At 72.6% G+C, this 16,596-nt stretch carries 14 protein-coding genes and 1 pseudogene; 7 read left to right on the top strand and 8 right to left on the bottom strand.

Going from position 1 to position 16,596, the window contains the following annotated elements:
• Positions 1–18: 18 nt before the first annotated feature.
• Both EFE23_RS24270 and EFE23_RS24275 read right to left on the bottom strand, forming a co-directional pair.
• Positions 19–951 (bottom strand): alpha/beta hydrolase family protein, encoded by a 933-nt coding sequence (locus tag EFE23_RS24270; RefSeq protein ID WP_123243237.1) that lies wholly within the window; start codon positions 949–951, stop codon positions 19–21.
• On the bottom strand, positions 941–1,288 hold the full coding sequence (locus EFE23_RS24275) for a hypothetical protein (RefSeq protein WP_123243238.1): 348 nt from the start codon (positions 1,286–1,288) through the stop codon (positions 941–943). Before EFE23_RS24275 ends, EFE23_RS24270 begins: the two co-directional genes overlap by 11 nt.
• A gap of 77 nt (positions 1,289–1,365) precedes the next feature.
• Between EFE23_RS24275 and EFE23_RS24280 the strand changes: the two genes are divergently transcribed.
• A complete protein-coding gene (locus tag EFE23_RS24280; RefSeq protein WP_123243239.1) occupies positions 1,366–1,935 on the top strand; it encodes a helix-turn-helix domain-containing protein in 570 nt (189 codons plus the stop codon).
• On the opposite strand, the gene EFE23_RS24285 is transcribed toward EFE23_RS24280, so the two are convergent.
• Both EFE23_RS24285 and EFE23_RS24290 read right to left on the bottom strand, forming a co-directional pair.
• Positions 1,908–3,362 (bottom strand): MFS transporter, encoded by a 1,455-nt coding sequence (locus EFE23_RS24285; RefSeq protein ID WP_123243240.1) that lies wholly within the window; start codon positions 3,360–3,362, stop codon positions 1,908–1,910. The genes EFE23_RS24280 and EFE23_RS24285 overlap by 28 nt on opposite strands.
• Positions 3,363–3,434: 72 nt before the next feature.
• Complete coding sequence (locus EFE23_RS24290; RefSeq protein ID WP_123243241.1) at positions 3,435–3,671, bottom strand: hypothetical protein; 237 nt, start codon at positions 3,669–3,671, stop codon at positions 3,435–3,437.
• Between the two features lie 150 nt (positions 3,672–3,821).
• Between EFE23_RS24290 and EFE23_RS24295 the strand changes: the two genes are divergently transcribed.
• Entirely contained in the window at positions 3,822–4,970 is a 1,149-nt protein-coding gene (locus tag EFE23_RS24295; protein WP_123243242.1) for a geranylgeranyl reductase family protein, read from the top strand.
• Between the two features lie 9 nt (positions 4,971–4,979).
• Here the strand turns inward: EFE23_RS24295 and EFE23_RS24300 are convergent, their stop codons facing one another.
• The gene (locus tag EFE23_RS24300) at positions 4,980–6,014 is read right to left on the bottom strand and encodes an NAD(P)-dependent alcohol dehydrogenase (RefSeq protein WP_123243252.1); all 1,035 of its coding nucleotides are present in this window, start codon (positions 6,012–6,014) and stop codon (positions 4,980–4,982) included.
• Between the two features lie 93 nt (positions 6,015–6,107).
• Between EFE23_RS24300 and EFE23_RS24305 the strand changes: the two genes are divergently transcribed.
• Positions 6,108–6,296 (top strand): hypothetical protein, encoded by a 189-nt coding sequence (locus tag EFE23_RS24305; protein ID WP_233601130.1) that lies wholly within the window; start codon positions 6,108–6,110, stop codon positions 6,294–6,296.
• Between the two features lie 62 nt (positions 6,297–6,358).
• On the opposite strand, the gene EFE23_RS24310 is transcribed toward EFE23_RS24305, so the two are convergent.
• The gene (locus tag EFE23_RS24310) at positions 6,359–8,149 is read right to left on the bottom strand and encodes a bifunctional metallophosphatase/5'-nucleotidase (protein ID WP_123243244.1); all 1,791 of its coding nucleotides are present in this window, start codon (positions 8,147–8,149) and stop codon (positions 6,359–6,361) included.
• A gap of 219 nt (positions 8,150–8,368) precedes the next feature.
• Here EFE23_RS24310 and EFE23_RS24315 point away from each other — a divergent pair, with 219 nt between their 5' ends.
• On the top strand, positions 8,369–9,271 hold the full coding sequence (locus tag EFE23_RS24315) for an SDR family oxidoreductase (RefSeq protein WP_123243245.1): 903 nt from the start codon (positions 8,369–8,371) through the stop codon (positions 9,269–9,271).
• 20 nt (positions 9,272–9,291) lie between these two features.
• Here the strand turns inward: EFE23_RS24315 and EFE23_RS24320 are convergent, their stop codons facing one another.
• On the bottom strand, positions 9,292–9,945 hold the full coding sequence (locus EFE23_RS24320; protein WP_123243246.1) for a nucleotidyl transferase AbiEii/AbiGii toxin family protein: 654 nt from the start codon (positions 9,943–9,945) through the stop codon (positions 9,292–9,294).
• A complete protein-coding gene (locus EFE23_RS24325) occupies positions 9,942–10,268 on the bottom strand; it encodes a hypothetical protein (protein ID WP_123243247.1) in 327 nt (108 codons plus the stop codon). The genes EFE23_RS24320 and EFE23_RS24325 overlap by 4 nt, the downstream gene beginning before the upstream one ends.
• Before the next feature lie 776 nt (positions 10,269–11,044).
• On the opposite strand from EFE23_RS24325, the gene EFE23_RS24330 reads away from it, so the two are divergent.
• The 3 genes and pseudogenes from EFE23_RS24330 to EFE23_RS24345 all read left to right on the top strand — a co-directional run bounded on the left by EFE23_RS24330 (position 11,045) and on the right by EFE23_RS24345 (position 16,440).
• Positions 11,045–11,632 (top strand): hypothetical protein, encoded by a 588-nt coding sequence (locus EFE23_RS24330; protein WP_123243248.1) that lies wholly within the window; start codon positions 11,045–11,047, stop codon positions 11,630–11,632.
• Positions 11,633–12,136: 504 nt separating this feature from the next.
• A pseudogene (gene fdh / locus EFE23_RS24340) lies at positions 12,137–15,382 on the top strand (formate dehydrogenase); the annotation flags it as partial.
• A gap of 14 nt (positions 15,383–15,396) precedes the next feature.
• Positions 15,397–16,440 carry a 4Fe-4S dicluster domain-containing protein gene (locus EFE23_RS24345; RefSeq protein WP_123243251.1) on the top strand — a complete coding sequence of 348 codons (1,044 nt, stop codon included), beginning with the start codon at positions 15,397–15,399 and terminating at the stop codon, positions 16,438–16,440.
• Positions 16,441–16,596: the final 156 nt, after the last annotated feature.

Genomic DNA, 16,596 nt, shown 5'->3' on the forward strand with positions numbered 1-16,596 from the left:
CCGGATCAGGGCGGCGCGTCAGACCCGGCGGAGTTCGGCGAGCCGGGCGGTGAGCCACCGGATGACCGGCTCGGTGACCGACCGGTCCACCGGCTCCCGGACCTCCCGGCGGTATGCGCCGAGCGACGGCGGTCCGGGCTGGCGGCGCAGTACGTGGGTGACGTCGGGCAGCACCTGGATCTCCACGGGGCCGCCCGCGTGGTCGGCGATGATCGGTAGGTCGTCGGGGTCGGTCTGCAGGTCCTTGGCGCCGGTGAGGGCGAGGATCGGCGCCTGGATGCGGGCGAGGTCGGGCCGGGGGTCGTAGCGCAGGAACTCCCGCATCCATTTCGCGTTCATCCGTTGCCCACCGATCCAGGCCACATCGTCGGTGCTGGCGAGGATCTTCTGGTGGTTGCGGGCCACCTTGGCCACCAGGTCCGTGCGGGTGAGGCGGAGCAGCAGGCGTACCGGGGGCGGCAGGGTGGGCAGCAGCCGGGCGGCCTGCCACCGCAGCACCTCGGCGCCGGGCCGGCCGGTCCCGGCGAGCAGCACCAGCCCGGCCACCGGTACGCCCCGGGCGGCGAGCGCGGTCGCGGTCAGCGCCCCCTCGCTGTGCCCGACGAGGAACAGCTTGCCGGCGTCCACCTCGTCGGCCGCGCCGAGCGCCGCGAGTGCCGCCTGCGCGTCGGCCACGTTGTCGTGGAAGCCGGTACGCAGGAAGCGGCCGGCGGAGTCGCCGACGCCCCGGCGGTCGTGCCGGAGGGTGGCGATCCCGGCGGCGGTGAGGGCGGCGGCCAGGTCCCGCTGGATGCCCAGCCGCAGCCGCCGGTGGTCTCCGTCGCGGTTGAGCGGTCCTGAGCCGGGCAGCAGCAGCGCGGCCGGGTGCGGCCCGGGGCCGGCGGGCACGGTGAGGGTGCCGACCAGCCGGTTCCCGGCGGAGTCGAAGGACAGTTCCCGTTCAGCGGTCATGCCGCACCGCCTCGGCGCAGGCGTCGGCGTGGTCGGCGCCGACGAGCACGCTGTCGTACCGCTGGCCGGTGAGGGTGATCCGAACGGCCGGCTGTCCGGCGCGGACGCTGACGAACTCCCGGCCCGCCCGGCCGCGCCAGGTGCCGACCTTGCGTCGTCCGGGGAGGCCCAGGCCGGGGGCGCGGACGCCGCGCGTCGCGTGCAGCCCGTCGGGCTCGACGGTCACCGCGTGGATGGCGTCCCGCGGGAAGGAGAGGTCACCCCGCAGCGCCCAGATCTTCTCGGCGGTGGTCAGCCGCACCCGGACCCGGTCGCTGTCGACGACGATGGTGGCCATCACGGCTCCTCAGGGGTGGTCGCTATAATCTCAACAACGAGAACGTTATCACCATCGAGAATGAAAGTGGGCCACGTGTGGCGCTCGACACCGCGGAGTTGCTCCTGCACCCGGTCCGGCTGAGGATCGTCCAGGCCTTCCTGGGCGGCCGTTCGCTGACCACCGCCGACCTGCGCGCCGAACTCGCCGACGTCCCGCCGGCGACGCTGTACCGGCAGGTCGCCACCCTGGCCGAGCACGGCGTCCTGCGTACCGCGGGGGAGCGGCGGGTGCGCGGCGCGGTCGAGCGCAGCTACCGGTTGGACGAGGCGGCCGCTTCGGTGGACGCGACGGCGGTCCGGTCGATGAGCCCGGAGCAGCATCGCCGGGCCTTCCTCACCTTCGTCGCGGGCCTGCTCGCCGACTTCGACCGCTACCTCGACGGCGGGGGCGGTGACCTGGGCCGCGACCTGGCCGGCTACCGGCAGAATGCCTTCCATGCCACGGACGGGGAAACGGTCGAGTTCATCAGCCGGCTCCAGGCACTGTTCGCCGAGTACGCGGCCCTCGGGCCCGGCCCCGGCCGGACCCGCCGACTGCTCACCACCGTGCTGCTTCCGGCCGCCGGGTCCACGACCGGTCAGGAAGAGTCGCCGGACCGGCGGTGACCGGCCGCGATGTCGACCATCGCGGCGGCCAGCGCCACCGCGATGATTCCGGTGGCCAGCAGCAGCGAGTGCCGGAACGCGGCGGTCCAGTCGCCCCGGGTGCTGGCCAGCGTCGAGAAGAACAGTGCGCCGACCGCCGCGATGCCGGCGGCCGAGCCGATCCGCTGTCCGGTCTGGAGCATGCCCGCACCGCTGCCGGCCTGCGGCACCGGCACCTCGGAGAGGGTCAGCGTCTGGTTCGGCGCGATGACCAGCCCGCTGCCGATGCCGGCGATCAGCAGCGGGACGGCGGTCCGCAGCGGCACCGAGCCGTGCGGGGTGCCGTGCAGCGCGAGGTCGGTGGTCACCAGCCCGATCGCCACCAGCAGCAGCCCGACGGCGACCAGCGGCCGGCCGTACCGGGTGACCACCCGGCCGCCCAGCGCGGAGGCGGCGGCCGACCCGAGCGCGAACGGGGTGATCGCCAGACCGGCGATCAGGGCGCTGTAGCCCAGCCCGATCTGCAGGTAGAGCGTGTAGATGAAGAAGATCGCGGTGAAGCCGGCGAAGTAGACCAGGCCGATCAGCGTGCCCAGGGAGTACGACCGCAGCCCGAACAACCGCAGGTCGAACAGGGGCTGCTGATGGCGGGCGTAACGCCGTTCCCAGAGCCCGAAGGCCAGCAGGAAGAGCAGCCCGGCCGGGATGAGCAACCACTTCGCCGGGCCGTGCCACTGCTCCCGCTGCACCAGCGGCAGCAGCACCAGGGTCACCCCGGCGCCGAGCAGCGCCACCCCGAGCGGGTCGAGCCGGTGCCGGTCCGGCTGGCCGGTGGGGCGGGCCGGCATCAGCCGCCAGCCCAGTACCACGGCGACGATGCCGACCGGGATGTTGACGAAGAACACCCACCGCCAGCCGTGCTGCTCACCGCCGAGTTGGATGAGCAGCCCGCCGAGCAGCGGGCCGACCGCGGTGGAGATGCCGATGGTGGCGCCCAGCAGCCCGAACGCCCGGCCCCGCTCGGCACCCCGGAACAGTTGCTGGATCATGCCGGCGACCTGGGGGTTGACCACTCCGGCCGCGGCCCCCTGGACCAGCCGGGCGGCGATCAGCCACTCCGGCGAGCCGGCCAGCCCGGCGAGGGCGCTGGTCAGCGTGAACAGCGCGACCCCGACCACGAACGCGGTCCGCCGTCCGCGCGCGTCACCGAACCGTCCGGCCGGCACCAGCACCAGGCCGAAGGTGAGCGCGTACCCGGACAGCACCCACTGCAGGTCGCTGGGGGTGGCGTGGAGGGCCCGGTCGATGGAGGGGACCGCGACGTTGACGATGCTGACATCCAGCAGGGTCATGAACGCGGCGACCAGGCCTACCCCGAGTGCCTGCCAACGCCGCCGGCCGTCGTACCCGGCGGTCTCCGCCGGAGCCGACGGCCGGTCCGCGCTCATCGTGCCCCCTGACGACCGTCGATCACGCATCCTGGATCGCTACCCGGCCCCCGGCGGGGCAAACGGCGGGGATCAGGTCAGCTGGCGGGCGCACCACCGCGGCCCGAAGTCCAGGCCCGACATCGGGGAGTCCTCCCGGTGCAGCAGCCCTCGCTCGGTGAGCAGGTGCAGTGGCTCGCGCAGCTCCTCCTCGGTCAGCCCGGTCTCCTCGGCGATCAGGTCAGGGTAGGGGACGTGCCCCCGTACCTCCAGCGCGGACACCGCCTGGTACACCCGTTCCTCGACCTCAGACAGCTGTACCTGCTGCATCGCTTCCCTCCTCGGCGTGCACCGCCCGACCGGCGGGCGGTCTGCGTCGGGCGCTTACCCCGCCGGCGTCCGATGATGCCCACCCGATCGGGGGTCTCCGGCCGGGCGCGTGGCGGGCGCTCCCGCCGGCCCGTGCCCTAGGCTGCACCGGTGATCATCTGGGATCTCGTCGTCGTCGGCGGTGGGCCCGCCGGCCTCTCCGCCGCCCATGCCGCGGCCCGTGCCGGCGTCCGGACGCTGGTGGTCGAGCGCGCCACCCACCCGCGCTACAAGACCTGCGGCGGCGGTCTGATCGGGGTGTCCCTGGCCGAGGTCGCCGATCGGATCGAGGTGCCCGCCCACGACCGCGTCGACCGGATCACGGTCACCCGCGACGGGCGACGCGAGTTCACCCGCCGGCACTCCGGGCCGGTCCTGACCATGGTCCGCCGCGAGGAGTTCGACGACCGCCTGCGGGCGGCCGCGGTCGCCGCCGGGGCCGAGGTCCGCGAGGGCGTCGCCGTCCGCGCCGTCGAGCAGGACCCCGACGAGGTACGCCTGCGGCTGGCCGACGGCGAGGTGATCCGCGCCCGTGCCGTGGTCGGCGCCGACGGCTCCTCCGGGATCACCGCCCGGCACGTCGGGGTGACGTTCCGCCAGGTCGACCTGGGGCTGGAGGTGGAGCTGCCGGTCCCGCCCGCCGAGCAGGACCGCTGGCGTGGCCGGCTGCTGCTGGACTGGGGTCCGGTCCCCGGGTCGTACGGCTGGGTCTTCCCCAAGGGCGACCGGCTCACCGTCGGGGTCATCGCCGGCCGGGGCGAGGGCGAGCGGACCCGCGCCTACCTGCGCGACTTCGTGGCCCGGCTGGGCCTGGCCGGGTTGACGCCGGAGCACGACTCCGGCCACCTGACCCGCTGCCGGGCGGTGGACTCGCCGCTGCGCCGCGACCGGGTGCTGGTCGCCGGCGACGCCGCGGGCCTGCTCGAGCCGTGGAGCAGGGAGGGCATCAGCTACGCGCTGCGCTCCGGCCGCCTGGCCGGCGAGGCGGTCGCCGCCGGCGACCTGGCCGCGTACGCGCGGGAGGTGGACCGGCGGCTGGTGCCCGAGATGCGCGCCGGGCACCGGCTCCTGGGGGTCTTCGAACGGCGGCCGGGCGCCTTCCACGCGATGCTCGCCACCCCACCGGGCTGGCGGTTGTTCGTGCGGTTCTGCCTGGGCCAGGTCAGCTTCGCCGAGGCCCTCACCCGGCCCTCGGCCCGGGCCGGGCTCGCCCTGCTGGAGCGGCTGCCGCCGCGGCGCGGCGTCCTCCAGCACCCCTGACCGGCGCGGTCAGGGCACGATGACCGCACGCCCGTGGATGTCCCCGCGGCGCAGCGCCTCGTACGCCTCCGGCGCCTGCTCCAGCGGGAAGGTCTGCACGTCGGCGTGCAGTTGGCCGCCCCGGGCGAGGGCGATCACCTCCTGAAGCTCGGCCCGGGTGCCCCAGAACGGCACCTGGACGCTGGTCTCCAGCGGCAGGGGCGGGGGCTCGTCGGCGACCGGCCGTACCGGGAGGGTGCCGCCGGCCAACCCCACCAGCAGCACCTGCCCGCCGGTGGCGATTACCTGCCGGGCGGTGTCCAGGGTGGGTTGCGCGCCGACGAAGTCGAGCACCACGTCCGCCCCGTCCGGCGGCGGGCCGAGTGTCGCCCGGAGTTTCTCGACGGTGTCCGGGCCGGCCTGCACCACCTCGTGGGCGCCGAGCCGGCTGGCCAGGTCCAGCGCCGCGACGCTGGTGTCCACCGCGACGATCCGTACGGCGGTGGTGGCCGTCAGGATCTGCACCGCCATGTGTCCCAGCCCGCCGATGCCGATCACCACGCAGGTCGTACCCGGGCGCAGTCGCTCCCGGGCCAGCTCGACCGCGTGGTACGGGGTCAGGCCGGCGTCGGTCAGCGGGGCCGCCTGGGTCAGGTCCATGTCGCCCACGTGCAGCAGCCGGGACGCCGGCACCACCACGTGCTCGGCCAGCCCGCCGTCGCGGCTGAGCCCGATGCCGCCGACCGGGACGACCCGGCACTGGTTCTCCAGTCCGCGCAGGCACGCCCGGCAGTGGCCGCAGCCGATGATCCCGTACACCGCGGCCCGGTCCCCGGGCGACCAGCCCGCCACCCCCGCGCCGACGCCGTCGACGGTGCCGGCGATCTCGTGCCCGAGGGTGATCGGGGTGGGGAAGAGCCCCGCCGGGGCGTCGAGGATGTGCAGGTCGGAGTGGCAGGCACCAACGGCGCCGACGCGCAGCAGCACCTCGCCGGGGCCGGCCGTCGGGGTGGGCACCTCCACCTGTTCAAGCACCCCGGGAGCGGTCATCCGTACCGCGCGCATGGTCGTCCTCTCGTCGTCCACGGTCGTCGCGGCGGCATACCCGGGTCGGACCGGTTGATGCCGGCCGTGGACGGGCGGGCGCACAATACGGTCATGAGCGAGCCACGCGAGTCGTTCACCGACGAGGAGTACGCGTTCCTGCGGTACGTGCGCTTCGGCGAGCTGCCCCCTGCGGTCCGTCCCGAGGACCGGGTGGCGCTGACCGAGACGGACCCCCGCCGGGACCGTCCCGAACCCGCTGGCGATCCGGAGGAGTGGAGTCTGCGGCACGTGGCGGGCTGAGTCCGGAAACAGCCGACGGGCCCCGGGTGCGGAACCCGGGACCCGTCGTCAGGTGGTACGGATCAGAAGACCGGCACGCCCTCGCGGACCAGCCGCCAGTTCGGCACGAAGAAGTCGGCCGGGTCGATGACACCCTTGGCCTGCGCCCAGTCGATCAGCAGCTGGCGGATCTCCTGCTGCTGGTTGTAGACCTGGGTCTTCACGATGCCGGGGAAGTTGCCGCCACCGCTGCGCCGGTAGTTGTTCACCGCGATCACGAACTGGGCGTCCGCGGCGACCGGGGTGTCGGTGCCCGGCAGGACCAGGCGAGTGATCCGCTGGCCGACCGGCTTCGAGATGTCGATGTCGTAGTCGACGCCCGAGATCACGTCGTAGTTGTAGTCCGGCACGGTCGGGTCGTTGATCGTCTCCGGGTCGACCGTCGCGCCCACCGGCAGCGTGACGAAGTACTTCGCCGAGTACTCCAGGTACGCCTTCACCTCGGCGCCGGTGATGACCACCGCCTCCAGGGTGTTGTCGTAGACGTAGAGGCCCGCGACGTCGCGGATCCGCACGTCACCCTGCGGGAAGACCGCGGTGCGGCTGAACGGCGCGGCGATCGACAGCACCGGCAGGCCCGCGTACGCGGTGCCGGCGAGGGCGGCGGTGACCACCTCGGTCTGCACGTGGTTGATGAAGTCCAGGATCGGGGTGTCCTTGTACCGGGACTCGGCGGCGGAGAGCTCCACGCTGGACTGCGCGACGACCTTGTTGACGTAGTCGACGGTCTTGGCGTGCTGGCCGCGCACGGCCGCGAGCACCGCCGGGTCCTCGACCACGGTGTTGGTGTTCAGCGTGGTCGCGGACTTGCCGACCACCTTCCAGCGGCCCTTCTCCCGGGTCAGGGTGAAGTCCATCCGGGTCAGCCGCTGGCCCCACTTCGACGGCTCCGAGGTGAGCACCTGCTCGCCGGTCTCCAGGTTGGTGACGAACTTCTCCGGCACCTCGTTGTGGGCGTGGCCGAAGAGGATCGCGTCGATGCCTGGGACCTGCTGGGCGATGAGCGCGACCGGGTTCTCGTTCGGCAGCTCGGGGCCGTAGCTGGAGGTGCCGCTGTCACCGCCGTGCGCGGAGATGATGACCAGGTCGGCGCCGCGCTCGCGCATGACCGGTACCCACTTGGCGGCGGTGGCGATCATGTCGGCGAAGGTCAGCTTGCCCTCGACGTTGCCCTTGTCCCAGATGGCCACGCCGGGGTTGGTCATACCGAGGATGCCGACGTTGATGGTCGGGCCGTCCTCGCCGGTGAGCGAGACCTTCTTGATGACGTACGGCAGGAACGCCGGCTTGCCGGTCTTGGCGTTGATCGCGTTCGCGGCCAGGGCCGGGAAGCCGAGTTGGCTGATCCACTGGGCCAGCAGCGGCAGGCCGTAGTTGAACTCGTGGTTGCCCAGCGTGACCGCGTCGTACTTCAGCACGTTCATGGCGTTGGCCATCGGGTGCGTCTCACCGGTGCTGGTGATCGGCTCCTGCTTGGCGTAGTAGGTGGCCAGCGGGGTGCCCTGGATCGTGTCGCCGGCGTCGAGGACCAGGGTCGCCTTGCCCTTGCGCTCGGCGCGGATCTGGTTGACCAGGGTGGCCAGCTTGGCGACGCCGACGTCGTTGTGCTTGCTGTCGTCGTACTCGGCGTCCTTGTAGTAGTCCCAGTTGTAGACGTTGCCGTGGGTGTCCGAGGTGCCCAGGACGGTCAGGTCCCAGGTCTTCGACGTCTTCGGCTTCGCCTCGGCGGGTGCGCCGGCGATCAGGGGAGCGGTCGCGGCGGCGGCCGCGACGGCCAGCACCTGGCGGCGCGTGGCGCCGGAGGAGGAGGTCATGAGGTGCCCTTCCATGGGGGTGGACGCGCCTCGTGGGCGCCGTTGCGCACCATAACGACCGGGTGTCACTCGCGCCACATCGCCCCGAGGTGTTTCACGCCACCAGCGTCAGGGGCCGCCTCCGCGTAACACCGCGGTCACCTGCCGGTCGTTTCCGTCCCTGGTCGTGGGGTAGCGCGGACAGGGACACAGAAGGACGGCAGGCATGAGGGAGACCCGGTGAGCGAGGACCAGTACACCCAGCAGAACCCGACCGAGCAGTACGGCCAGCAGCAGGGCCAGCCGGCCCAGCAGCAGTCCGCCCCCGGGACCGAGCGGAGGATGGGGCCGAAGCCGGACCACGGCGAGGAGTCGTACCGGGGCAGCGACCGGCTCTCGGGCAAGCGGGCGCTGATCACCGGCGGTGACTCCGGGATCGGCCGGGCCGTCGCGATCGCCTTCGCCCGGGAGGGCGCCGACGTGCTGATCTCCTACCTCGGCGACGAGGAGGAGGCCGACGCCCGCGACACCGTGCGTCTCGTCGAGGAGGCCGGGCGCAAGGGCGTGGCCGTCCGCTGCGACGTGCGGGAGGAGGCGAACTGCCGGGACCTGGTCGAGCGGACGCTGGCCGAGCTGGGCGGCATCGACATCCTGGTCAACAACGCCGCCTTCCAGATGTCGCAGGACAAGGGCCTGCTCGACATCACCACCGAGCAGTTCGACCGGGTCTTCAAGACCAACGTGTACGCCATGTTCTGGCTGTGCAAGATGGCCGTCCCGCACCTGCCCGAGGGCTCGGCGATCATCAACACCAGCTCGATCCAGGCGTTCAACCCCTCGCCGCAGCTGCTCGACTACGCCACCACCAAGGCGGCCATCGCGAACTTCACCAAGGCGCTCGCGTTGAACCTCGCCGACCAGGGCATTCGGGTGAACGCGGTGGCGCCCGGCCCGATCTGGACGCCGCTGATCCCGGCCACCATGCCGGCGGAGAAGGTCAAGCAGTTCGGCACCGACACCCCGCTGGGCCGCCCCGGCCAGCCCGCCGAGCTGGCCCCGGCCTACGTCTTCTTCGCCTCCCAGGAGTCCAGCTACGTCACCGGCGAGATCCTCGGCGTCACCGGCGGCAAGCTGACGAAGTGAGCGCCGGGCCGCCGCGACGTTCAGCGCGGCCAGGCCGACATGCGCCGGCGCACCTCGGCGATCTGCGCCGCGTCCAGCCCGTACCGGGTGAACCGGCGGTCCGGCACCCGGTCCAGGTAGCGGCCCGCCGCCCGGACGTCCTCGATGTCCAGCGCCGGGTCCACCTGCCGGGCCAGCTCCAGCAGCTCGGCCACCTCGTACCGGTCCAGCGCGGCGGAGACGTCGATGTAGTCGCGCACCTCCCGCCGGTTGACCAGCGCCGCCGTCTTGTTGGCGAGCAGGTCGCGGACGTCCATCACCGGGCCCAGGTCCATCACCACTGGGCTGCGGTACCGGTCGAGCCGGGCCAGGCTGAGCCGGATCTGCCGGCCGTCCCGGCTCACCACGAAGTCCCGCATGTCCCGGTCGAAGCCGTCGAACAGGTCGCCCAGGTCGCTGTCCGGGTCCGCGTCGACGACCCGGTAGCCGGCCCGCTCCAGGGCGGCCCGCACCCCGGCCGCCGCGGCCGCCGCCGCCCCCTCCACGTCGGCGAAGAGGTCGACGTCCTCGGTGGGGCGGACGACCAGGCCGTGCACCGCCCAGGCCACCCCGCCGCCCAGCACGAACCGGTGCGGGCCGGCGGCGGCGAGGGCCACCCGGGCCACCTCCCGGTAGAAGTCGTGCAGATGGCTCACGCGGTACGCAGGCCCCGGTGCCGGCTCTCCCACGCCAGGCGCACGCCCCGCGGCAGGTTCAGCCGCCGCCACACCCGGCGCAGCGTCCGCCCGTCGATCAGGGCCCGGAGGTCGTCGACCCGGGTCGTCTCCCGCAGCACGTTCTCGTACATCCAGAGGAGGTCGTCCGGGTCGGCCAGGTCGAAGGCGCGCTCGGTGCTCCACATCAGGCGTACCGGCAGCTCGACCACGCCCCGGGTGGGCCCGGTCAGCTCCGCCAGGGTGCGGGCCACCACGGCGGGACGCCCCGGGCGGGCGAGGTACGCGCTGGTGACGGCCGACATGGTGTCAGGGTAACCCCTGCCCGGCGTTTTCCCGACGCCCGTTTCTGGCGTCGCCCTCGCCCGCGCCTGTCCGACCCCGCGCGAGCCGGACGGATCGCCATCATCGACTCGCGCTGCGTGGTCGGCGTGTCCAGGCTGCCGCTGGCCGCCCCCGTGCGGCAGGCAGCGTGGTGGGTCGCAGGTCGCCGAGGTGGGGTGTCCGGGGCTGTCGGATACCGCCAGTTCGGCGATGTCGCGTCGGATCACGCGGGCGGCAGCCTTCGCGGTGAGTGGAACGCTATGGAGGTCTCCGGGGTCCGGTGACCTCCATAGCGTTCCACCGACCGCAGAGCCGGCCCGGGTGGCGTGGGCGTCGCCCAAGGTGCCGTGCCCGGGTCACGGTGGGCGGGGGGTCGCGGTGAGGTCGGTGTCCGGTCACGGTGGCTGGGGTGTCCGGTTTCGGTGGGGTGGCCTGTCCGGTTTGCCCGTGTGCGCGGTCTCCGGCCCTGTGGTCGGGGGCATCGCGCGGCTGGAATGGTGGCCGGGTCGGGGGCGTTGAACACCGGTGTACGGCCGAGGAAGACAACGGCCCCGCCCAGCGGGATGACAGCCCCGCCGGCAGGTGGCCGGGCCCGGAATGATGGCGGGTCGCCGGTCGTTACACATGGTCCCGGCGCCGCGAAGCGGCCCAGCCCCGCGCGCCGGATCCCCCCGAGACTTTGAGCGCCTGACGTGGTGCTTGCGCCCCGCCGACCCCCATCGGTGATGGTGCGCCGACCCCCGAATGGAGCTTTCCCATGAACACGATCTTCCGTAAGAGCGTTCTTGGTATTGCTGGTCTGGCTTTCACCGGTGGTGTGTTCGCCGGTCCGATCGCCGCTCACGCCGACGCCCGTCCCGTGGACGCCAAGCCCGTCGCGGTCATGCAGGCGGACAAGCCCGACATGAGCAAGCTGATCCCGCACGGTGTGCAGGGCGCCCAGTCGAAGATCACCCTGAACGACGAGCAGGTCGCGAACGCCAAGGCGATCATCGCCGCCACGAAGAAGGCGGGCCTGCCGGAGCGGGCGGCGGTGATCTCGATCGCCACGAGCCTGCAGGAGTCGAAGCTGGAGAACCTGGGGCACCTGGGCGAGAAGAATGACCATGACTCGCTGGGTCTGTTCCAGCAGCGCCCGTCCAGTGGTTGGGGTACGCCGGAGCAGATCACCGACCCGGAGTACGCGACCCTGGCGTTTGAGAAGGGTCTGAAGCAGGTCGACGGGTGGCAGGACATGCCGCTGACCGAGGCCGCGCAGACCGTGCAGGTGTCGGCCTACCCGGATGCGTACGCGCAGTGGGAGCAGCAGGCCGCCGACATCGTCGCCCAGCACTGGAACAACTGACGTAGAGGATCGGGTGACCGCCGTCACCGACAGGGGTGGAAGAACGGCGGTGCCCGTACCGTTGTGCAGAGCGTCGGTGTGACCAGTGTCCCCGGGCCTCACCTAATTTGCCCTCGCGGAATACCGTTCGGCTGGAGCCGCGTCGCGCCACTCGCCGAGAGGCGACCTGCACACCGACGCCCAGCGGCGCCCCGGCCACGAGCCGGGGCGCCGCTGTCTTGTGCGCTGCGCGCCGCCCGGACCAGGTCCGGCCGGTACCCGGTCGGGCCGCATCGGCGGGGTCCGTCGCCTCGTCGGGGTTGGCGAACGGGGCCGGGTCTTCACCAGGCCGGGTCCGGGCGCTTCGCCACCACCGGCGACACCCGACCCCTGGCATGCGGCGGCTCTTTGCCAGCCACCGGCGAGCCAAACCTGGAAGCTGATCCGGCACTCGGCTCGCGGGACCCCGGCGGCTGCCCTAATGTTCAGTTCGTCAGCTTCCGCCAGCGGGGGAGGGGGTCCGGGATGGGTCTGAAGACCTTCATCGAGGGGTGGCCGGTCTACCGGCAGCTCACCGGCACCGACCCGCTCGGCCGGGGCGCGGCGGCGCAGTCGGCCCGGTCGGCGGCCCTGACCGCCCGCACCGAGACCGCCGACTGCATGGCCCGCTCGGTCTGCCCGTACTGCGCGGTGGGCTGCGGGCAGCGGGTGTTCGTCAAGGACGGCCGGGTCACCCAGATCGAAGGGGACCCGGACAGCCCGATCTCCCGCGGGCGGCTCTGCCCGAAGGGTTCGGCCAGCAAGAACCTCGTCACCAGCCCGCTGCGGCAGACGACCGTCCGCTACCGCCGGCCGTACGCGACCGAGTGGGAGGACCTCGACCTCGACACGGCGCTGGACATGATCGCCGACCGGGTGCTCGCCGCCCGCGACGCCACCTGGGAGGACACCGACGAGGACGGGCGGCCGCTGAACCGCACCCTGGGCATCGCCAGCCTCGGCGGCGCCACGCTGGACAACGAAGAGAACTACATCATCAAGAAGCTCTTCACGGCGCTCGGCGCACTACAGATCGAGAACCAGGCGCGGATTTGACACTCCGCCACCGTCCCCGGTCTGGGGACCAGCTTCGGTCGTGGCGGTGCGACCGTCTTCCAGCAGGACATCGCCAACGCTGACGTCGTCATCATCCAGGGCTCGAACATGGCCGAGGCCCACCCGGTGGGCTTCCAGTGGGTGATGGAGGCGAAGCTGCGCGGGGCGAAGGTCTTCCACGTCGACCCGCGGTTCACCCGCACCAGCGCGCTGGCCGACACCTACCTGCCGATCCGGGCCGGCACCGACATCGCCCTGCTGGGCGGCATCGTGCGCTACATCCTCGACAACGAGCTGGACTTCCGGGAGTACGTGCTGGCGTACACCAACGCCGCGACCATCGTGAGCGAGGAGTTCGCCGACACCGAGGACCTCGACGGCCTCTTCTCCGGCTACGACCCGAAGACCAACACCTACGGGACCCGCAGCTGGCAGTACGCCGGCCACGAACAGAACGCCGGCACCCGCAACGCGCACAAGGAGCGGGAGACCGCGGCCGGCCTGCGGCACGAGTCACACGGCATGCCGGTCGGCGGCCGGGTGCAGCGGGACGAGACGTTGCAGCACCCGCGCTGCGTCTACCAGATCCTCAAGCGGCACTTCGCCCGCTACACCCCGGAGATGGTGGAGCGGACCTGCGGCATCCCGCAGGAGAAGTTCCTCGAGCTGGCGCGGGCCTGGACGGAGAACTCCGGCAGGGAGCGCACCGGGGTGCTCATCTACTCGGTGGGCTGGACCCAGCACAGCGTGGGCGTGCAGTACATCCGCACCGGCGCCATCATCCAGCTGCTGCTGGGCAACATGGGGCGCCCCGGCGGTGGCGTGCTCGCCCTGCGCGGGCACGCCAGCATCCAGGGTTCGACGGACATCCCGACGCTGTTCAACCTGCTGCCGGGTTACCTGCCGATGCCGCACCACACCGACCACGTCACGTTCACCGACTGGGTGGACAGCATCCGGCACCCGGGCCAGAAGGGCTTCTGGGACGACGCGCGCGCGTTTGGCGCGAGCCTGCTCAAGGCGTACTGGGGTGACGCGGCTACGCCGGAGAACGACTTCTGCTACGGCTACCTGCCCCGGATGACCGGCGACCACGGGACGTACCAGACGGTGCTGAACATGATCGACGGCAAGGTCAAGGGCTACTTCCTGCTCGGCCAGAACCCGGCGGTCGGCTCGGCGCACGGCAAGGCCCAGCGGCTGGGCATGGCGAACCTGGACTGGCTGGTGGTCCGCGACCTCTTCATGATCGAGAGCGCGACGTTCTGGAAGAACAGCCCGGAGGTGGAGACCGGCGAGATCGTGCCGGAGGAGTGCCGGACCGAGGTGTTCTTCCTACCGGCCGCGTCGCACGTGGAGAAGGAGGGCACCTTCACCCAGACCCAGCGGCTGCTGCAGTGGCGGGAGAAGGCCCTCGACCCGCCGGCGGACGCCCGCTCCGAGCTGTGGTTCTTCTTCCACCTCGGCCGGGTCATCCGGGAGAAGCTGGCCGGCTCGGACCGGCCCCGCGACCGCGCGGTGCGCGACCTCACCTGGGACTACCCCACGCACGGCGACCTGGCGGAACCGAGCGCGGAGGCGGTGCTGAAGGAGATCAACGGGTACGAGGTGGCGACCGGCCGCCCGCTGTCGTCGTTCACCGAGGCCAAGGACGACGGCTCCACCGCCGTCGGCTGCTGGATCTACACCGGGGTGTACGCCGACGGGGTCAACCAGGCCGCCCGGCGCAAATCCCGGCACGACCAGGACTGGGTGGCCGCCGAGTGGGGCTGGGCCTGGCCGGCCAACCGTCGCATCCTCTACAACCGCGCCTCGGCCGCCCCGGACGGCCGGCCGTGGAGCGAGCGCAAGAAGTACGTGTGGTGGGACGCCGACAAGGGCGAGTGGACCGGCTACGACGTGCCGGACTTCGAGAAGAAGAAGCCGCCGACGTACCGGCCGCCGGAGGGGACCACCGGCGTCGCGGGGCTCGCCGGTGACGACGCGTTCATCATGCAGGGCGACGGCAAGGGCTGGCTGTACGTGCCGACCGGCCTGCAGGACGGGCCGATGCCGACGCACTACGAGCCGGCCGAGTCCCCGGTGCGCAACCCGCTGTACGGGCAGCAGGCCAACCCGACCCGCAAGGTCTACGACAACCCGGTGAACTCGGTGAACCCGAGCCCGCCGCAGGAGCACACCGACGTGTTCCCGTACGTGTTCACGGTCAGCCGGCTCACCGAGCACCACACGGCCGGCGGGATGAGCCGGATGGTGCCGCGGCTGGCCGAGCTCCAGCCGGCCATGTTCGTCGAGGTGTCCCCGGAGCTGGCGGGCGAGCTGGGCCTGGCGCACCTCGGTTGGGCGCACCTGATCAGCGGGCGGGCGGCGATCGAGGCGCAGGTCCTGGTCACCGACCGGCTCACCCCGCTGCGGCTGGACGGGCGGGTGATCCACCAGGTGTGGCTGCCGTACCACTTCGGCCGGGAGGGGATCGTCACCGGCGACTCGGTCAACGACCTGTTCGGCATCACGCTGGACCCGAACGTGCTGATCCAGGAGAGCAAGGTCGGCACCTGTGACATCCGGCCCGGCCGCCGGCCGACGGGGGCCGCCCTGCTGGAGTTGGTGGACGACTACCGGCGTCGGGCCGGGCTGACCGGCGGCCGCCCGCCGATCGTCACCACCGACGCGTCCGAACGGGAGGTCGGATGATCGAGGCCAACAGCCTGTACGGCCCGCTCGATCCGGCGCCGGACGCCGGCTGGGTCGAGGCACCGGCCCGGATGGGCTTCTTCACCGACACCAGCGTCTGCATCGGCTGCAAGGCCTGCGAGGTCGCCTGCAAGGAGTGGAACGGCGTCCCCGACTCGGGCTTCGACCTGCTCGGCATGTCGTACGACAACACCGGCGCGCTGACCGCCAACTCGTGGCGGCACGTCGCCTTCATCGAGCAGCCCCGCCCGGCCGGGCACCGCACCCCGCCGTTCGCCGGCGACCCGACGGGCGCGGCGGCCAGCCCGGGCAGCGCGGCGGCCGCGGCCGGCACGGCGGCGGACACCGGCACCAACCCCGGCCTTCCCCCCGGCCGTCCGGAGGCCGCCGCGCGGATGGCCGCCGGCCCGGACTTCCTCGGCATGCCCGGGTCGCAGCCGCCCGGCCGGGCGACCGGCCCGGAGTCGCGTACCGACTTCCGCTGGCTGATGATGTCGGACGTCTGCAAGCACTGCACGCACGCCGCCTGCCTGGACGTCTGCCCGACCGGGTCGCTGTTCCGCACCGAGTTCGGCACGGTGGTGGTGCAGGAGGACATCTGCAACGGCTGCGGCTACTGCATCGCCGCCTGCCCGTACGGGGTGATCGACCAGCGCAAGGGCGACGGCCGGGCGTGGAAGTGCACGCTCTGCTACGACCGGCTCGGCGCCGGCATGACCCCCGCCTGCGCGCAGGCCTGCCCGACCGAGTCCATCCAGTTCGGCCCGCTGGACGAGTTGCGGGAACGCGCCGCGCAGCGGGTCGCCGCGCTGCACGACCGCGGGGTGCCGGAGGCCCGCCTCTACGGCCACGACCCCACCGACGGCGTCGGCGGCGACGGCGCGTTCTTCCTGCTCCTCGACGAGCCGGAGGTGTACGGCCTGCCACCGGACCCGGTGGTCACCACCCGGGATCTGCCGAAGATGTGGAAGCGGGCCGGGGTGGCCGCCCTGGCCATGGCGGCGGCGGCCGTCGCCGCGTTCGTCGGAGGTTCATCGTGAGTCCGGAACGCGCCCCGGTGGGCGAGCTGTTCCGCCGGTTCCGTGAGCGGCTCGCCGCCGAGGGGCCGGGGCGCCTCGGCGGGCCGGGCCCGCACACCGGACACGGCCCGAAGGTGACGCCACCGGCCGGCACGGCGCCCGAGGGCGGGCCCGGCA

The sequence above is a fragment of the Micromonospora solifontis genome, from assembly GCF_003725545.1.
GTDB classification, from domain to species: Bacteria; Actinomycetota; Actinomycetes; order Mycobacteriales; family Micromonosporaceae; genus Micromonospora; species Micromonospora solifontis.